Genomic DNA, 14,883 nt, shown 5'->3' on the forward strand with positions numbered 1-14,883 from the left:
GATCCCACCCCCCTCGAAGGAGAAGACCCCCATGTCCCCGAGCTATGCCCCGCCCGGGCAGTTGTGGCTGCTGCCACAGGCGCAGCAGGAAGCGCTGGACCTCGACCACCGGCAGGTGATCGCGGTCGTCGAGCAGGCCTACCGCGCGCTGCGGGAAGGCGGCTCGAACAACCCGGTCAAGACGATCATCGACGATCCCGACCACCGTTCGCTCAGCTACTCGATGGTGGCGCGGGACGCCGGCAGCGGCACCGTCTGCTTCAAGGCCGTCTACGAGTTCGACCCGAGGCGGACGAGGAACGGCTACCGGTTCCACTCGTTCGTCTTCCTCGTGGACGACACCACCGGGGCGCCCGTCGCGCTGATGGACGTGGTGAAGCTCGGGCCCCTGCGGTCCTCGGCCACCACCGCCCTGTTCGCCCGTGCCGCGTGCCCGGACGCGCGGACCGCGCTCGTCGTCGGCACCGGGGTCCAGGGGCAGGCGGCGCTGCCGATGCTGGTCGCGGCGATGCCCGAGTTGGAGCGCCTGCAGGTGTTCGGCACGTACCCCGAGGGGCTGCGTGCCGTACAGGAGGCCGTCGAGGGCCGCGAGGTCGGGATCGTCAAGGATCTGCGGGAGGCCGCCCAAGAGGCGGACATCGTGGTCGGAGCCGCCGGCCTGTCCGTCACGGAGGAGGTCCGGCGCGACTGGATGAAGCCGGGCTCGGTCGCCGTGCTCCTCGGGTACGGCGTGCACGCCGACGTCTGCCACGGCGCGGACTACCGGATCGCCACGGACACCGCCCAGATGCATGCCACCTGCGACGACCTGCGGGACGCGGAGGGCGGGCTGCCGCACGTCGACGCTCAGCTCCCCGACATCCTGCTCGGCCTGGCACCCGCCCGGCGGCGGCCGGACGACGTGGTCTTCGCCTACAACAGCGGAATGGCGGTCACCGACGCCGCGCTCGGCCGGTACATGGCCGACCTCGCCCTGGCGGCCGGGCGCGGGGAGAAGGTCGACTTCTGGTGAGTACCGAAACCGAAACCACCTCCGCACCCCCTGCGAGCCCCGCGCGGACCACCGGCGCCGCCTGGTGGGTCGGGAACTCCCGTGCCCTGCTCGGGCTGGCGTTCCCGCTGATCCTCACCAACTTCGCCCATGTCGCGCTGACCACGGTCGACATCGTCATGCTCGGCAGGCTCGGAGCGGTCGAGATCGCCGCCGCCGGTCTGGCCATCGCGCTGTTCAACCAGCTGCGCACCACGGGGACGGGCCTGGTGACCGGGGTCAGCAACCTGGTGGCCGAGGCGCGCGTGCGGGACGACGGGGAACGCGTCGGCGCACTGCTGTTCGCGGGCTTCTTCTGGGCCACCGTCTGCGGTGCGGTCTTCTGCGCGGCGCTGCTGCTGATCGGCCCGCTGCTCGTCCTGCTGGGCCAGGACCCGACCGTGGTCGACAAGGCGGGCGAGTTCCTGACGGTCCTGGCGCCGGGCATGCTGCCCTGCCTGTGGTTCCAGAACCTGCGGCACTTCACCACCGGCCTCAAGCGCCCCGGCCCGCTGCTGACCATCACCCTGGCATCGGTCGGCGTGACCATCGGCCTCAACTACGTCCTGATCTACGGCGCGTTCGGGCTGCCCGCCTTCGGCTTCGTCGGCGTCGCGATCGCCACCGTCACCGTGTTCCTGCTGTCCTTCCTGGCGTTCGTCGCGGTCGTCCTGCGTGACAGCACCCTCCGCCCGTACCTCACCTCGCCCCATGCGCGGCGCTGGAACGGGGAGGCGGTCCGCTCCGTCTGGCGCCTCGGCCTGCCGATCTCCGGGACCTACGCCTCGGAGGCCGGGTTCTTCAGCGTGCTCACCCTGGTCATCGGCTCCCTGGGCGTGGAGGCGCTGGCCGCGCAGACGGTGCTGAACCAGATCGTCTACATCGTCTTCATGATCAGCGCCGGCCTCTCCCACGCGGCGTCCATCCTCATCAGCGAGGCCGACGGCCGCGACGACTACCGGGAAGCCCGGGGGATGGGGCTTCTCGGCACCGCCTGGGGCGTGGTCGCGACGCTGCTGGTCGCCGTCGTGTACCTGGTGGCACCGGAGACGATCGTGTCCCTGTTCATCTCCGCCGAGCATGCCGGCAACGCGGACATCATCGCGCTGACCGTGACCGGACTGCTGATCGCCGCCCTCATGCAGGTCTTCGACGCGACCCAGAACATCGGCAACGGCATCCTGCGCGGTATCGGCGACACCGCCGGTCCCTTCCGCATCTCCCTCGTCGGCTACTGGCTGATCGGCCTTCCCGCGGGCTGCCTGCTCGGGATCACGGCCGGCTGGGGCGTCGAGGGCGTCTGGACCGGGCAGACCGTCGGCCTCGCCGCCACCGCCGCCCTCCTGCTGGCCGCCTTCCTGCGCCGCGTCGCCCGCCTGCACCGGGAGACGTCCGGCGCCCCCGTCACGGAACCGGAGCGCTCATGAACCCCGTCCTCACGCCGACCCCTTCCGCGTCCCTGGTACGCAGGGAGGTGGCGGGACTGCCCCCGTACGACCCCGGCGCCGACCCGGCGGACGTGGCGGCCCTCAGCGGCTCCGGCCGCGTCATCAAGCTCTCCAACAACGAGAGCCCGTACGGCATCTCACCGGTGGTCGGCGAAGCCGTCCGGAAGGCGCTGGCCGACGGTGTCTCCCGCTACCCCGACCCCTCCGGGCGACGGCTGGCGGAGGCCCTCGGGAAGAGCCTGGACGTGCCGCCCGACCGGGTGGTGCTCGGCAACGGCTCGGAGAACATCCTCGGGCTGCTGTGCCAGGCCGTGCTCGACCCCGGTGACCTGGTGGTCACCCAGGCCCCCGGGTTCAGCCTGCACGAGACCTTCCCCCGTGTCATGGGTGCCCGGGTCCACAAGGTCCGGGTCACGGCCGAGTTCGGGTTCGACGCCGGGGCCTGGCACGACGCGCTCGCGGCACGGCCCAAGCTCGTCTTCCTCGCCAACCCGTGCAACCCCACCGGCGCGATGCTCACCGCCGATGAGCTGGAACGGGTGGTGGCGGCTCTGCCCGAGTCGGCCCTGCTGGTGCTCGACGAGGCGTACGGCGAGTTCGCCCGGTCCCGCCCCGGCTACCCCGACGGCCTCGGGGCCCTGCGGGGTCTCGACCGGCCGTGGATCGTGCTGCGCACCTTCTCCAAGGCCTACGGCCTGGCGGGCGTCCGCGTCGGGTACGGCATCGCCTCCGACCCGGCCCTGGTCCAGGCCCTGGACCGGGTCCGTACCCCGTACAACGTGAACCACCCGGCCCAGGAGGCCGCGATCGCCGCGCTGGGCGACCACACGCACCTGGCGGACACGGTCCGCCGCACCGCCCTGGAGATCACCAGAGTCTCCGAGCGGCTGCGTGCGGCGGGACTGCGCGTGGTCCCGTCCTCGACCAACTTCCTCTTCATCGACACCGGCCGGCCCGCCGACCATGTCGCCCGGGAGCTGCACCGCGCCGGGATCATCGTCAAGGCGTGGCGCGAGCCGGGATACGAGACCTATATCCGAGCCTCGCTGTCGACCCCCGGGGACAACGACGTCTTCGTACGGTGTCTGACCGCGATCTGCGCGAAGGACAAGCCGTGATTGCGACCAGGATCTCCGACCTGATCGGGCGGACGCCGCTGCTGAAGCTGCCCGTCGCGGAGGGCGGAGCGACCGTGCTGCTGAAGCTGGAGCAGTTCAACCCCACCGGGACCGCCAAGATCCGGATGGCCCGGAACATGGTCGACGAGGCGGAGGAGGCCGGGCTCCTGGCCCCCGGCGGGTGGCTGGTCGAGTCCACCTCCGGCAACACCGGGCTCGGCCTCGCGCTCGTCGCCGCCGAACGCGGCTACAAGTTCACCGCCGTGGTGGACAACCACTCCAGCACGGACAAGCTGCGCGGCATGCTCGCCTACGGTGCCGACATCCTCAACGTCGCCGGGGACGGGGAGGGTCTCGCCACCGCCGAACGCGACACCACGGCGGAGCGTCTCGCCGCCGAACACGGTGCGTACTGGACCGCCCAGCACCGCAACGAGGGCAACCCCAACGGCTACCGCCCGCTCGCCCGGGAACTCCACGACGAGCTGGGTGACGACATCGACTTCCTGTACGGGGCCGTCGGCACCGGCGGTTCGCTCTGCGGCACCGGCCGCTTCCTCCGCGAACGCATCCCGGACCTGAAGGTCGTCGGCGTCGAGCCGGTGGGCTCGGTCGTCTTCGGCGGCGAGGGCGCGCCCTACCACCAGTCCGGCACGGGTACGCCGGCGGGCTCGGAGATCGGCTGCGTCGTCGACTACGCGGTCCTTGACGAGGGGATCAAGGTCAGCGACGCGGAGGCCTTCGAGACCTGCCGCTATCTGGCGAGGAACCACGGTGTGCTGATCGGCGGTTCGGCGGGCGGCGTGGTGTACAAGGCCCTGGAGCGGGCGCGGACCGCGCTCCCCGGCACCACGATCGTCGTGCTGGTCTGCGACGGCGGCGACAAGTACCTGGACACCGTCTTCAACGACGACTGGATGGCCGCCCACGGCCTCTTCGACGAGCAGGTCGTCCGCAGGCTGGCCGTGACGCTTCGGTAGCGCCGCGGACACCCCCATGGCGGCGTGGGGACCGTTCCCCGGACGTCGAACCGCCCCCGGGGGACGCCGTCCTGATCCCCCCTTCCGGTCGGCCCTCTCGACCGGCACCTCCTCTTCCGGCCCTTCGAACGACTGGTACTCTGCAACTAATGAAAACGAAAACGATTTCCATAATGTGTGCGGCCCTGACGGCGTTCGGGATCGCGGGATGCGCCGACAACTCCTCCACCGGTGCCGACGGGAAGGGGGCGGCGACGGCGAAGAGCGCGACGGCCTACCCGTTCACCCTCGAGAACTGCGGCACCGACGTGACCTACAAGGCCGCGCCGGAGAAGGTCGTCACGCTCAACCAGACCGCCGCCGAGATCCTCATCCACCTCGGGGTGGGCGACCGGATCGCCGGCACGGGCTACGAGATCGAGAAGCCGCCGCCCGCGATCGCCGCGCAGTACGGGAAGATCCCGGTCCTGTCCGCACCCGGGGCCGAGATCAAGCACGAGAAGCTCCTGGAAGCCCAGCCGGACTTCGTCTACGGCTCCTTCGCCAGCATGTTCACCAAGGAGCAGTCCGGCGAGCGCGAGCAGCTCCACGACCTGGGCGTCCCCACCTATCTGACCGAGTTCGACTGCAGCTACCACGAGAGCGTGGCCGACGCGGACTTCGCGATGCTGTTCGAGGAGTACCGCCGGCTCGGCAGGATCATGGGCGTGCCCGAGGCCGGCGAGAAGCTGGCGGCCGAGCAGAAGGCCGTGGTCGACAAGGCGGTGGGCGCTGTCGAGAAGCGGGACGAGCCGCTGAAGGTGATGTGGTTCTACTCCACCTACGAGGGCACCCCGTGGGCCGCCGGGCCCGGTGGTCTGCCCCAGCACGTCTCCGAACTCGTCGGGGTCGAGAACATCTTCGCCGACGCCAGGACCAAGTGGGCCGAGGTGAGCTGGGACGAGGTCGCCGCCCGCAACCCCGACGTCATCATCCTGGCCGACCTGACCCGGGGCGAACCCGACGACACCGCCGAGGAGAAGATCGAACTGCTCAGGAAGGACCCCCTCACCAGCAAGCTCGCCGCAGTGAAGGGCAGCAGGTTCATCACCCTCCCCGGCAGTCACATGGATCCCGGCTACGGCAGCGCGTCCACCGTTCCCGCGCTGGTCGACGGCCTGAAGAAGCTCCGGTGAACCGCCCGCCATCATGACGACGAGTTCACACGAGACCACCGCGCGCACCGAGGCCCCGACCCACCGCCGGGAAGGGGCTCCGGTGCGCCGGCGGCGCGCCCCGACGGTGGCGCTGTGGTTCCTGGCCGTCACCGCCCTGCTGGTGTCGGTCCTCGCCGCCTCGCTGTTCGGGAGCGCGGACATCCGGCCCCTGGACGTGGTCTCCACGATCCTCCGGCACACCGGCCTGGGCGGCATCGCCCCCACCGAGCCCCTGCCCGGGCTCCTCGACGCCCTGATCTGGGAGTCCCGCTTCCCGCGGGTCCTGCTCGCCGCCGCCGTCGGCATGGCCCTGGCCGTCTCCGGCGCGGTCCTGCAGGCCGTCACCCGGAACCCCCTCGCCGACCCCTACCTGCTCGGAGTCTCCTCCGGCGCCTCGACCGGAGCGGTCGCCGTGCTCCTGCTGGGCATCGGCGGAAGCGTCTCCCTGTCCACCGGAGCGTTCGCCGGCGGCCTGCTCTCCTTCGGCCTGCTGCTGATCCTGCTCGGCGGCGGGCGCGTGGCCAGCCCGTCCCGGGTGGTGCTCACCGGCGTGCTGGTCTCCCAGTTCTTCGCCGCGGTCACCTCGGTCATCCTCATGGTCAGCGGGGACGCCAACTCCACCCGCGGCTTCACCTACTGGCTGCTCGGCACCCTCGGGGGCGCCCGGTGGGAGGGGGTGACCGTCACCGTCGTCCTCATCCTGACCGGGGTGCTCGCCGTGCAGTTCTTCGCGCCCGCCCTCGACGCCTTCACCTTCGGATGGGACTCCGCGGCCGCCCTGGGAATCAACGTCACCGCGGCCCGCGTCTGGCTCATGGTGCTGACCTCGGTCATCACGGCGGCCGCCGTGGCGGCCTCCGGCGCGATCGGCTTCATCGGCCTGCTCGTCCCCCACGCGGTCCGCATCCTGGCCGGCCCGGCGCACCGCTCCCTCCTTCCCCTGTCCGCGATCGCCGGCGCGGTCTTCCTCATCTGGGTGGACGTGTTCGCGCGCACGGCCTTCGCCCCCCACGAACTGCCGGCGGGGGTCATCACCGCTCTGCTCGGCGCGCCCGCCTTCGCCCTGGTCCTGAAGCGTCTGGAGTCCTGATGGGCCGCATCACCACCACCCGTCTGTCCTGGTCCGTCAAGGGCCAGCGCCTCCTCGACGGCATCGACATGGCGGCCCACGACGGAAAGGTCACCGGCCTCCTCGGCCCCAACGGCTCCGGCAAGTCGACCCTGCTGCGCCTGCTCGCCGGACTGCGCCGCCCCGACACCGGAACCGTCCGCTACGACGACTCCGACCTGGCCGACCTCGGCCGCCGGGTGCTGGCCCGCCGGCTCGCCGTCGTCGAACAGGACGTCACCGCCCACCACCACGTCACCGTCCGGCAGGTCGTGGAACTCGGCCGCACCCCCTTCCGCGGACGCTTCGACGCCCTCGGCGAGCACGACCGGCGGACCGTCGAGGCCGCGCTGGAGCGGACCGACCTCACCGACCGGCAGGACCGGAGCTGGCACACCCTCTCGGGAGGCGAGAGGCAACGCGCCCAACTCGCCCGCGCCCTGGCGCAGGAACCCCGCGAGATCCTGCTCGACGAACCCACCAACCACCTCGACATCCGCCATCAGTTCGACCTCCTCGACCTGCTGACCTCGCTCGACGTGACCTGCGTCGTCGCCCTCCACGACCTGAACCTCGCCGCGCGGTACTGCGACCACCTCGTCCTCCTCCAGCACGGAACGGTGGTCGCGGCCGGTGCCCCGGACAGCGTGCTGACCCCGGAGCTGATCAGGTCGGTCTACGGAGTCGAGGTGCTCGTCGACCGGGAACCCGCCACCGGCGCCCTCCGTATCACCTACCTCCCCACCACGGCGCGACCGGCCGCCGCGGTCGGGGGCGGCCGTCCGTCCCGTTCGGAATCCGGGCCTCAGCGCTTCTCGTAGGGGTCCGGCGGTTCGGGGATCGTGCGGACCGCCGTGGCGTCCAGCGCCGGGGGCCAGGCCGCGGCCGAGCCCGGCCTGCCACGGGGGTGCCAGCTGCCCGTGACCGTCACCCAGGTGTCGGGCTCCGGCGCCGCCGCCCCGCGGACCTCCACCCTGACCGCCGTCGCGTCGGCCGCGCAGCACGCCACCCGTAGACGGGTGACGTACCAGGTGCCGCCGTCGCCGCGGGTGACGAAGCCGGTGAGCCGCAGCGTGCGGTTCCGCAGCGAGTATCCGCTGTCGTAGGCGGCGCGGGAGGCGAACGCGGACAGGCGCAGCTCCAGCGGGTCGCCGGCCGGGAGCGGGGGGAACGTGCCGACGTACGCCTCGGTGCGCCGGGCCTCCTCACGGGCCGCGCTGTACGAGCCGAGCGCCGGGGGAGGGAAGCAGAGCAGGGCGACGGCGGGGAGCGCGAGCAGCCAGGCGATGCGCGGACCCCCCGGGTGGGAGTGGCCGTGGTCCGGTTCCCCCTCGGCCTGGTGCGCGTGCCCGTCCGCGCCGGGGGCGCCCTTCCCTGCCGCCCGCGCGGTGAGCGCGGCCTGAAGCAGGCCGAGCAGGGCCAGCAGTGTCCCGGAGAGGACCAGCCAGGGCCGCAGCCCGGCCTGCACATACCGCAGATAGAGATCGCCGAACAGCGAGATGCGCAGCACCGCTGCGCCCACCAGCAGCAACAGCACGGCGGGACCGTACTTCCTCACAGCAGCCACCACCCCACGAGCGCGCTGCCCGCGACCGCGGTCACCCAGGTGGCGGACGAGAACCGGAGGGCGAAGTCCCGCCCGAAGGTGCCCGCCTGGAGCGCGAACAGTTTCAGGTCGACCATCGGGCCGACCACCATGAAGGCCAGCTGGGCCACCGGGCCGAACCCGCTCAGCGACGCGGCCACGAAGGCGTCCGCCTCGCTGCACACGCACAGCACCACCGCGAGGAGCGCCAGGAGAAGCACCGACACCCAGGCGGATGCCGTGAAGAGGTCCAGTACCGTCCGCGGCACGGCGATGTTGAAGGTGGCCGCCGCGGCCGACCCCAGGACGAGGAAGCCGCCGGCGTGCAGGAAGTCGTGCTGGAGCCCGGCGACGAAGGAGCGGGCGCGGGACGCGCCCGGTCCGGACGCGGGCCTCGCCGGGAGCCGCAGCCACTCCGTGCGGCCGAAGCGTGCCCACAGCCAGCCCATGACGACGGCGGTGGCGAGCGAGGCGACGAACCGGGCCACCACCATCATCGGCTGACCGGGGAACGCCAGGGACGTGGCGACGAGCACGACGGGGTTGACCGCGGGCGCGGAGAGCAGGAACGCGAGCGCGGCCGCCGGGGCGACCCCGCGCCGCATCAGACTGCCGGCCACCGGTACCGACGCGCACTCGCACCCGGGCAGCACCACCCCGGCCGCGCCCGCCACCGGCACCGCGAGAGCCGGGCTGCGCGGCAGCAGCCGGGCGAAGACGCGCTCGGGCACGAGGGTGGCGACGGCCGCGGAGACCAGCGCGCCGAGCAGGAGGAACGGAACCCCCTGGACCACGACGGCGGTGAACACGGTCCACCAGGCGGCGACGGGAGGGGTGTAGAGGCCGAGCGCGAGCACCGGCCCGAGCGCGTCGACGACGGTGACGATCGTGAGGAGCGCGAATCCGCCGAGCAGGAGGTGGACCGCCGCCCGCACGGACAGGCGCACGGCGTCGGCGACACCGCCCCGCCTGCCCGCGTACTTCTGATCGCTCATCTCGCTCGCTCCGCCTTCGGTGCCGTCCGCCCCCGCCCCCGCCGGTGGCCTTCGGCGCGCCGGGCGCGCGGTGCCGGACCCGCGCACCCTATCGAGCCGCGAGGGGGCGGAGACCGGGCGGGCCCGTGCGTCCCACCGCTGCCCGGCGGCACCGGTGCCGGCGGGGACGGCTCCGGGCCGGTGCGCCCCGTTCACGCGGGCTGCCGGAGCTCGGACAGCACCGCGGGGGTGAGGACCTGCCCGGGCGGGCCCTGCCCGACCAGCAGGCCGCCGCTCAGCAGCAGGCAGACGTCGGCCGATCGGGCGGCCGCCAGGTCGTGGGTGGCCTGGACGACGGTCGTGCCGTCGGCGACCAGGTCCCTCAGCAGGTCCGTGATCCGCTCCCGGGCCTCGGGGTCGAGCCCGGTGGTCGGCTCGTCCAGGAGCAGCAGGTCGGACTGCTGGGCGAGGCCCTGGGCGATCAGGACGCGCTGGCGCTGTCCGCCGGACAGCTCGCCGAGCTGGCGGGTGGCGAGGTGGGCCACGCCGAGTCGGTCCATGGAGGAGTCGACCACCGCGCGGTCGTGGCGGGTCAGCCGCCGCCACGGCCCGCGCTCGCCCCAGCGGCCGATCTCCACCGTCTGCCGTGCGGTGAGGGGGAGCTCCTCACCGACGGCGCCGCGCTGCGGGACGAAGGCGGGCGGGCGGCCCTTCGCGTACCGGAGCCGTCCGGATGTGGGCTGGATCACGCCGGCGAGAACGCCGAGCAGCGTGGACTTCCCGCTGCCGTTCGGCCCGACGAGTGCCGTCATGGCCAACGCCGGTATCGAAGCGCTGAGTTGACGGAGCACGGGCCTGCCCGGATAGCCCGCGTCAAGGTCGGTGATGCGTATGCGCTGCTCGCCCGAGTCGGTGCGGTGAGGCCCCGGGCGGTTGTTATTGAACATGATTGTCATTGTAGTGTCGTCGTATGGAGTGGTTGACGGCCCCCTTCGAGGCGGCCTTCGTGCAGCGTGCCCTGTGGGCGGGGATCCTGGTGTCGGCGATCTGCGCCCTCGCCGGGACGTGGGTGGTGCTGAGGGGGATGGCCTTCCTCGGCGACGCCATGTCCCACGGCCTGCTGCCCGGCCTCGCGGTCGCCGCACTGCTCGGGGTCGACCTGCTGGTGGGGGCGGTGGTGAGCGCGGCCGTCATGGCGGCCGGCGTCACCGCCCTCCGCCGCACCCCGAAGCTGTCCCAGGACACCGGGATCGGCCTGCTCTTCGTCGGCATGCTGTCCCTCGGCGTCATCATCGTCTCCCGCTCGCAGTCCTTCGCCGTGGACCTCACCGGGTTCCTCTTCGGCGACGTCCTCGCGGTACGGGAGAGCGAGCTGATCCTGCTCGGGGCGGCGCTGCCGGCGGCGCTGGCCGTCTCGGCGCTCGGCCACCGGGCCTTCCTGGCGCTGGCGTTCGACGACCGCAAGGCCCGGACGCTCGGCCTGCGTCCCGGTCTCGCGCACGCCTCGCTGCTCGGGCTGCTGGCCCTGGCCATCGTGGCCTCCTTCCACATCGTGGGAACGCTGCTGGTCCTCGGCCTGCTCATCGCCCCGCCCGCGGCCGCCCTGCCCTGGGCGCGCAGTGTGCGCGGCGTCATGGCCCTCGCCGCGGCCCTCGGCGCGGCCGCCGTCTTCGGCGGCCTGCAGCTCTCCTGGCACCTCGGCACCGCGGCCGGCGCGACCGTGTCCGCCCTCGCCGTCGGCCTCTTCCTCCTGTCCCACGCGGCGTCCGGGATACGGCACCGCTGCCGCACCGCGCCCCTCCCGGCCGCGGCCGTCCCGGCGAACGCCCCCGCGACCCGATCGAACGACACCTGAGGCGGTCCCCTTGTTCGTCCGAAGAAACGTCACCTCCCTGGCGGCGGCCGTTCTGTCCGCGGTCCTGCCGACCGCGGGATGCGCCGGCCGGGCCCCGGTCCCCGAGCCCGCCTCGGCGGCGGCTCCCTCCGCGGCCGCCCGCCACGGCCATGTCGAAGGCGCCACGGAGGCGGCCGAGCAGCAGTCCCGGCTCCTGGTGGGGGACGGCACCACCGGTGAGACCCGGGTGCTGGACCTGATCACCGGCCGGGTGCACGAGACGTCCCGCCGGGCGGGGCTGACCGGACTGACCACGGACGGCCGTTTCGGCTACTTCCACGGCCCCGGCGGCGTCCACGTCCTCGACGGCGGCGCGTGGACGGTCGACCACGGAGACCACATGCACTACTACCGCGCGAAGATCCGGGACGTGGGCGACCTCCCCGCAGGCACCGGCGCGAGCGTCCGCGGCGACACCGGCGTGACCGTGGTGACGGGCGCGGACGGCAGGGCGGGTGTGCACTCCCGTACCGACCTGGAGAAGGGTGCGACGGGCACACCCACCGGACTTCCCGGCACCTACGCGGGAGCGGTGGTCCCCTACGCCGGCCACCTGATCGCTCTCACCGAGGACGGGGCCGGCCCCGCACGGGTGGTCGTACTCGACCGCTCGGGCCGGCGCGTCGCCTCCCCGGAGTCCGCGTGCGAGGACCCGAGGGGCGACGCGGTCACCCGGCGGGGCGTCGTCCTCGGCTGCGCCGACGGCGCCCTGCTCGTCCACCGCGACGGCGGCGCCTTCACCGCCGAGAAGATCCCCTACGGTGCCGAGGTGCCGAGGGCGGAGCGGGCCGCGGAGTTCCGGCACCGCCCGGGCGGCACCACGCTCACCGCACTCGCCGGGAAGAGCGCCGTCTGGGTCCTGGACGTGACCGGGCGCGCCTGGACCCGGGTGCGGACGGGCCCCGCGACCGCCGCGAACACCGCGGGCGAAGGCGCCCCGCTGCTGGTCCTGGAGAGCGACGGAGCCCTCCACGGCTACGACATCCCCAGTGGCGAGGAGACAGCGGTCACGGAGCCCCTGCTGCGGGACGCCCCCGGTACCGGCCCCGGCCGGGCCATGGCCCCGGTGATCGAGGTCGACCGCAGCCGTGCCTACCTCAACGACCCCGCCGGCAGGCGCGTACACGAGATCGACCACAACGACGCCCTCCGCGTCGCCCGCACCTTCGAGCTGGACGTCCGGCCGTCCCTGATAGGGGTGACGGGCTGATGCGCGTGCGTGTGGCAGCGGCGCGCGTGCGCGCCCTGGTGCTGACCCTGATCAGCTTCCTCGTCGTCGCCGGAGCGGCGACCGGCTGCGCGGGCGGCGAGGACGACCGGCCGCGGATCGTGGTGACGACCAACATCCTCGGTGACATCACCCGGGAGGTCGTCGGGGACGAGGCGGGCGTCAGCGTGCTGATGAGCCCCAACGCCGACCCGCACTCCTTCGGCCTGTCGGCCGTGCAGGCCGCCGAGCTGGAGAACGCGGACCTGGTCGTCTGCAACGGGCTCGGGCTGGAGGAGAACGTACTGCGGCACGTGGAGGCGGCCCGCACCTCGGGGGTGGCCACCCTCGCGGTCGGTGAGGCGGTCGACCCGCTCCGCTTCCGCACCGGGAACGACGGCCGCCCCGCGGACGACGTCGGAGAGCCCGACCCGCACTTCTGGACCGACCCCGACCGGGTGCGCAAGGCCGTCGGCCTGATCGCCGAGCAGGTCGTCGAGCACGTCGACGGCGTGAGCGAGCAGGCCGTCCGGGACAACGCCGCACGCTACGACGGCCGACTCGCCGACCTCACCACCTGGATGGAGACGTCCTTCGCCGCCATCCCCGAGGACCGGCGCGCCCTGGTGACCAACCACCACGTCTTCGGCTACCTCGCCGACCGCTTCGGCTTCCGTGTGATCGGCGCGGTCGTCCCCAGCGGCACGACCCTCGCCTCCCCGAGCTCATCCGATCTGGGCTCCCTCGTCCGGGCCATGGAGAAGGCCCGGGTGCGCACCGTCTTCGCCGACTCCTCCCAGCCCACCCGGCTGGCCGAGGTCCTGCGCCGGGAGACGGGCGGCGACGTGGACGTCGTCCCGCTGTACTCCGAGTCGCTGACCGAGAAGGGCGAGGGCGCCGGGACCTACCTGGAGATGATGCGCGCCAACACCACGGCCATGGCCGCGAGCCTCGGCGGCAACTGACCCCCCCGCGGCCCGGTACACCGTGCCGGCCGCTCCACCCCCGAAACCCGCCCCGCACGGGGCCGGAGAGGAACACGCGCAATGAACAAGCCGACGCGAGCCCGCGTGCTCACGGGCACCGCCCTCGCCCTGGTGGCGACGACGGCGCTGACCGCCTGCGGCGGCAGCGGCGACGCCCCGTCCGAGGCCAAGCCGAAGCAGGCGGAGGCCGGCGGGGCCGCCGCGGTCGACCACCCGCTGGTCGCCACCTTCGACGGCGGCCTGTACGTCCTCGACGGTGAGACCCTGAAGCTGGCCAGGACGGTCGGGATGCCCGGCTTCAACCGGGTCAACCCCGCGGGAGACGAGGACCATGTCCTCGTCTCCACCGACACCGGCTTCCGCGTCTTCGACGCCGCCCGGCAGACCTTCACGGGCGCCGAGTTCAAGGGCCCCAAGCCCGGACACGTCGTGCTGCACGGAGGCCGGACGGCCCTGTTCACCGACGGCACGGGTGAGGTGAACGTCTTCGACCCCGCCGATCTCGCCGACGGCGGGAAGCCGCGGGCCCGCAGCTACACCTCCGCCGAGCCCCACCACGGCGTCGCCGTCGAGCTGGCCGGCGGTGAACTCCTCACCACCCTGGGCACCGAGGAGAAGCGCACCGGTGCCCTCGTCCTGGACAAGGACGACAAGGAGGTCGAGCGTGCCGAGAACTGCCCCGGCGTGCACGGCGAGGCCGCCGCCGAGGACGAGGCGATCGCCCTGGGCTGTGAGGACGGGGTCCTGATCTACCGGGACGGGAAGTTCACCAAGGTCGAGGCCCCCGACGACTACGGCCGCATCGGCAACCAGCGCGGCAGCGAGCTCTCCCCGATCCTCCTGGGCGACTACAAGACCGACCCCGAGGCGGAACTGGAGCGGCCCACCCGCATCTCGCTGATCGACACCCGGACGGCGAAGCTGCGCCTGGTCGACCTCGGCACCAGCTACTCCTTCCGCTCGCTCGCCCGCGGCCCGCACGGCGAAGCCCTCGTCCTCGGCACCAACGGCGTCCTCCACGTCATCGACCCGGAGACCGGCACGGTGGAGAAGAGGATCGAGGCCGTCGGCGACTGGACGGAGCCCCTGGACTGGCAGCAGCCCAGGCCCACCCTGTTCGTCCGCGACCACACGGCCTACGTCTCCGAACCGGCCACGCGCCGACTGCACGCCTTCGACGTGGAGTCGGGAGAGAAGGTGGCGTCCGTGACCCTGCCGAAGGCAGTCAACGAGCTGTCCGGCACGGTGGCCGGCCACTGACCGGTCCGCCCTGGAGCCTGCTGCGCGGAACGCCCGCCGACCCTTGGCCGGCGGGCGTGCCGCGCTCTCGCCTCCCGGTGGTCCGGGCGTCGCCGAG

General features: G+C 73.0%; 14 protein-coding genes. 11 read left to right on the forward strand and 3 right to left on the reverse strand.

From position 1 onward, the window contains the following. Positions 1–31 precede the first annotated feature (31 nt). The 7 genes from ACGF15_RS11165 (at position 32) to ACGF15_RS11195 (ending at position 7,701) form a co-directional block, all read left to right on the forward strand. Entirely contained in the window at positions 32–1,012 is a 981-nt protein-coding gene (locus tag ACGF15_RS11165; protein ID WP_392797910.1) for an ornithine cyclodeaminase, read from the forward strand. Then, positions 1,009–2,457 (forward strand): MATE family efflux transporter, encoded by a 1,449-nt coding sequence (locus ACGF15_RS11170; RefSeq protein ID WP_392797913.1) that lies wholly within the window; start codon positions 1,009–1,011, stop codon positions 2,455–2,457. Before ACGF15_RS11165 ends, ACGF15_RS11170 begins: the two co-directional genes overlap by 4 nt. Beyond that, the gene (hisC, locus tag ACGF15_RS11175; protein ID WP_392797916.1) at positions 2,454–3,596 is read left to right on the forward strand and encodes a histidinol-phosphate transaminase; all 1,143 of its coding nucleotides are present in this window, start codon (positions 2,454–2,456) and stop codon (positions 3,594–3,596) included. The genes ACGF15_RS11170 and hisC overlap by 4 nt, the downstream gene beginning before the upstream one ends. Continuing rightward, the gene (locus tag ACGF15_RS11180) at positions 3,593–4,576 is read left to right on the forward strand and encodes a cysteine synthase family protein (protein WP_345613922.1); all 984 of its coding nucleotides are present in this window, start codon (positions 3,593–3,595) and stop codon (positions 4,574–4,576) included. Before hisC ends, ACGF15_RS11180 begins: the two co-directional genes overlap by 4 nt. A gap of 173 nt (positions 4,577–4,749) precedes the next feature. After that, positions 4,750–5,751 carry an ABC transporter substrate-binding protein gene (locus ACGF15_RS11185; RefSeq protein ID WP_392797919.1) on the forward strand — a complete coding sequence of 334 codons (1,002 nt, stop codon included), beginning with the start codon at positions 4,750–4,752 and terminating at the stop codon, positions 5,749–5,751. Between the two features lie 82 nt (positions 5,752–5,833). Continuing rightward, positions 5,834–6,862: a FecCD family ABC transporter permease gene (locus ACGF15_RS11190; RefSeq protein WP_392798288.1), complete on the forward strand. Its 1,029-nt coding sequence runs from the start codon at positions 5,834–5,836 to the stop codon at positions 6,860–6,862. Continuing rightward, positions 6,862–7,701 (forward strand): ABC transporter ATP-binding protein, encoded by an 840-nt coding sequence (locus ACGF15_RS11195; RefSeq protein ID WP_392797922.1) that lies wholly within the window; start codon positions 6,862–6,864, stop codon positions 7,699–7,701. The genes ACGF15_RS11190 and ACGF15_RS11195 overlap by 1 nt, the downstream gene beginning before the upstream one ends. On the opposite strand, the gene ACGF15_RS11200 is transcribed toward ACGF15_RS11195, so the two are convergent. The 3 genes from ACGF15_RS11200 to aztA all read right to left on the reverse strand — a co-directional run bounded on the left by ACGF15_RS11200 (position 7,686) and on the right by aztA (position 10,395). Further along, entirely contained in the window at positions 7,686–8,438 is a 753-nt protein-coding gene (locus ACGF15_RS11200; protein ID WP_392797925.1) for a TIGR03943 family putative permease subunit, read from the reverse strand. The genes ACGF15_RS11195 and ACGF15_RS11200 overlap by 16 nt on opposite strands. Further along, positions 8,435–9,460 (reverse strand): permease, encoded by a 1,026-nt coding sequence (locus ACGF15_RS11205; protein ID WP_392797928.1) that lies wholly within the window; start codon positions 9,458–9,460, stop codon positions 8,435–8,437. The genes ACGF15_RS11200 and ACGF15_RS11205 overlap by 4 nt, the downstream gene beginning before the upstream one ends. A 191-nt stretch (positions 9,461–9,651) precedes the next feature. Beyond that, a complete protein-coding gene (gene aztA / locus ACGF15_RS11210; protein WP_392797931.1) occupies positions 9,652–10,395 on the reverse strand; it encodes a zinc ABC transporter ATP-binding protein AztA in 744 nt (247 codons plus the stop codon). A gap of 14 nt (positions 10,396–10,409) precedes the next feature. Here aztA and aztB point away from each other — a divergent pair, with 14 nt between their 5' ends. From aztB to aztD, 4 genes are all read left to right on the forward strand, one after another. Next, the gene (aztB, locus tag ACGF15_RS11215; RefSeq protein WP_392797934.1) at positions 10,410–11,294 is read left to right on the forward strand and encodes a zinc ABC transporter permease AztB; all 885 of its coding nucleotides are present in this window, start codon (positions 10,410–10,412) and stop codon (positions 11,292–11,294) included. A 10-nt stretch (positions 11,295–11,304) separates the two neighbouring features. After that, complete coding sequence (locus ACGF15_RS11220; protein ID WP_392797937.1) at positions 11,305–12,543, forward strand: hypothetical protein; 1,239 nt, start codon at positions 11,305–11,307, stop codon at positions 12,541–12,543. After that, a complete protein-coding gene (gene aztC / locus ACGF15_RS11225) occupies positions 12,543–13,505 on the forward strand; it encodes a zinc ABC transporter substrate-binding protein AztC (RefSeq protein WP_345613931.1) in 963 nt (320 codons plus the stop codon). The genes ACGF15_RS11220 and aztC overlap by 1 nt, the downstream gene beginning before the upstream one ends. An 81-nt stretch (positions 13,506–13,586) precedes the next feature. Then, complete coding sequence (gene aztD, locus ACGF15_RS11230; protein WP_392797941.1) at positions 13,587–14,786, forward strand: zinc metallochaperone AztD; 1,200 nt, start codon at positions 13,587–13,589, stop codon at positions 14,784–14,786. Positions 14,787–14,883: the final 97 nt, after the last annotated feature.

This window comes from Streptomyces sp. NPDC048001 (assembly GCF_043203115.1).
Lineage (GTDB): Bacteria > Actinomycetota > Actinomycetes > Streptomycetales > Streptomycetaceae > Streptomyces > Streptomyces sanyensis.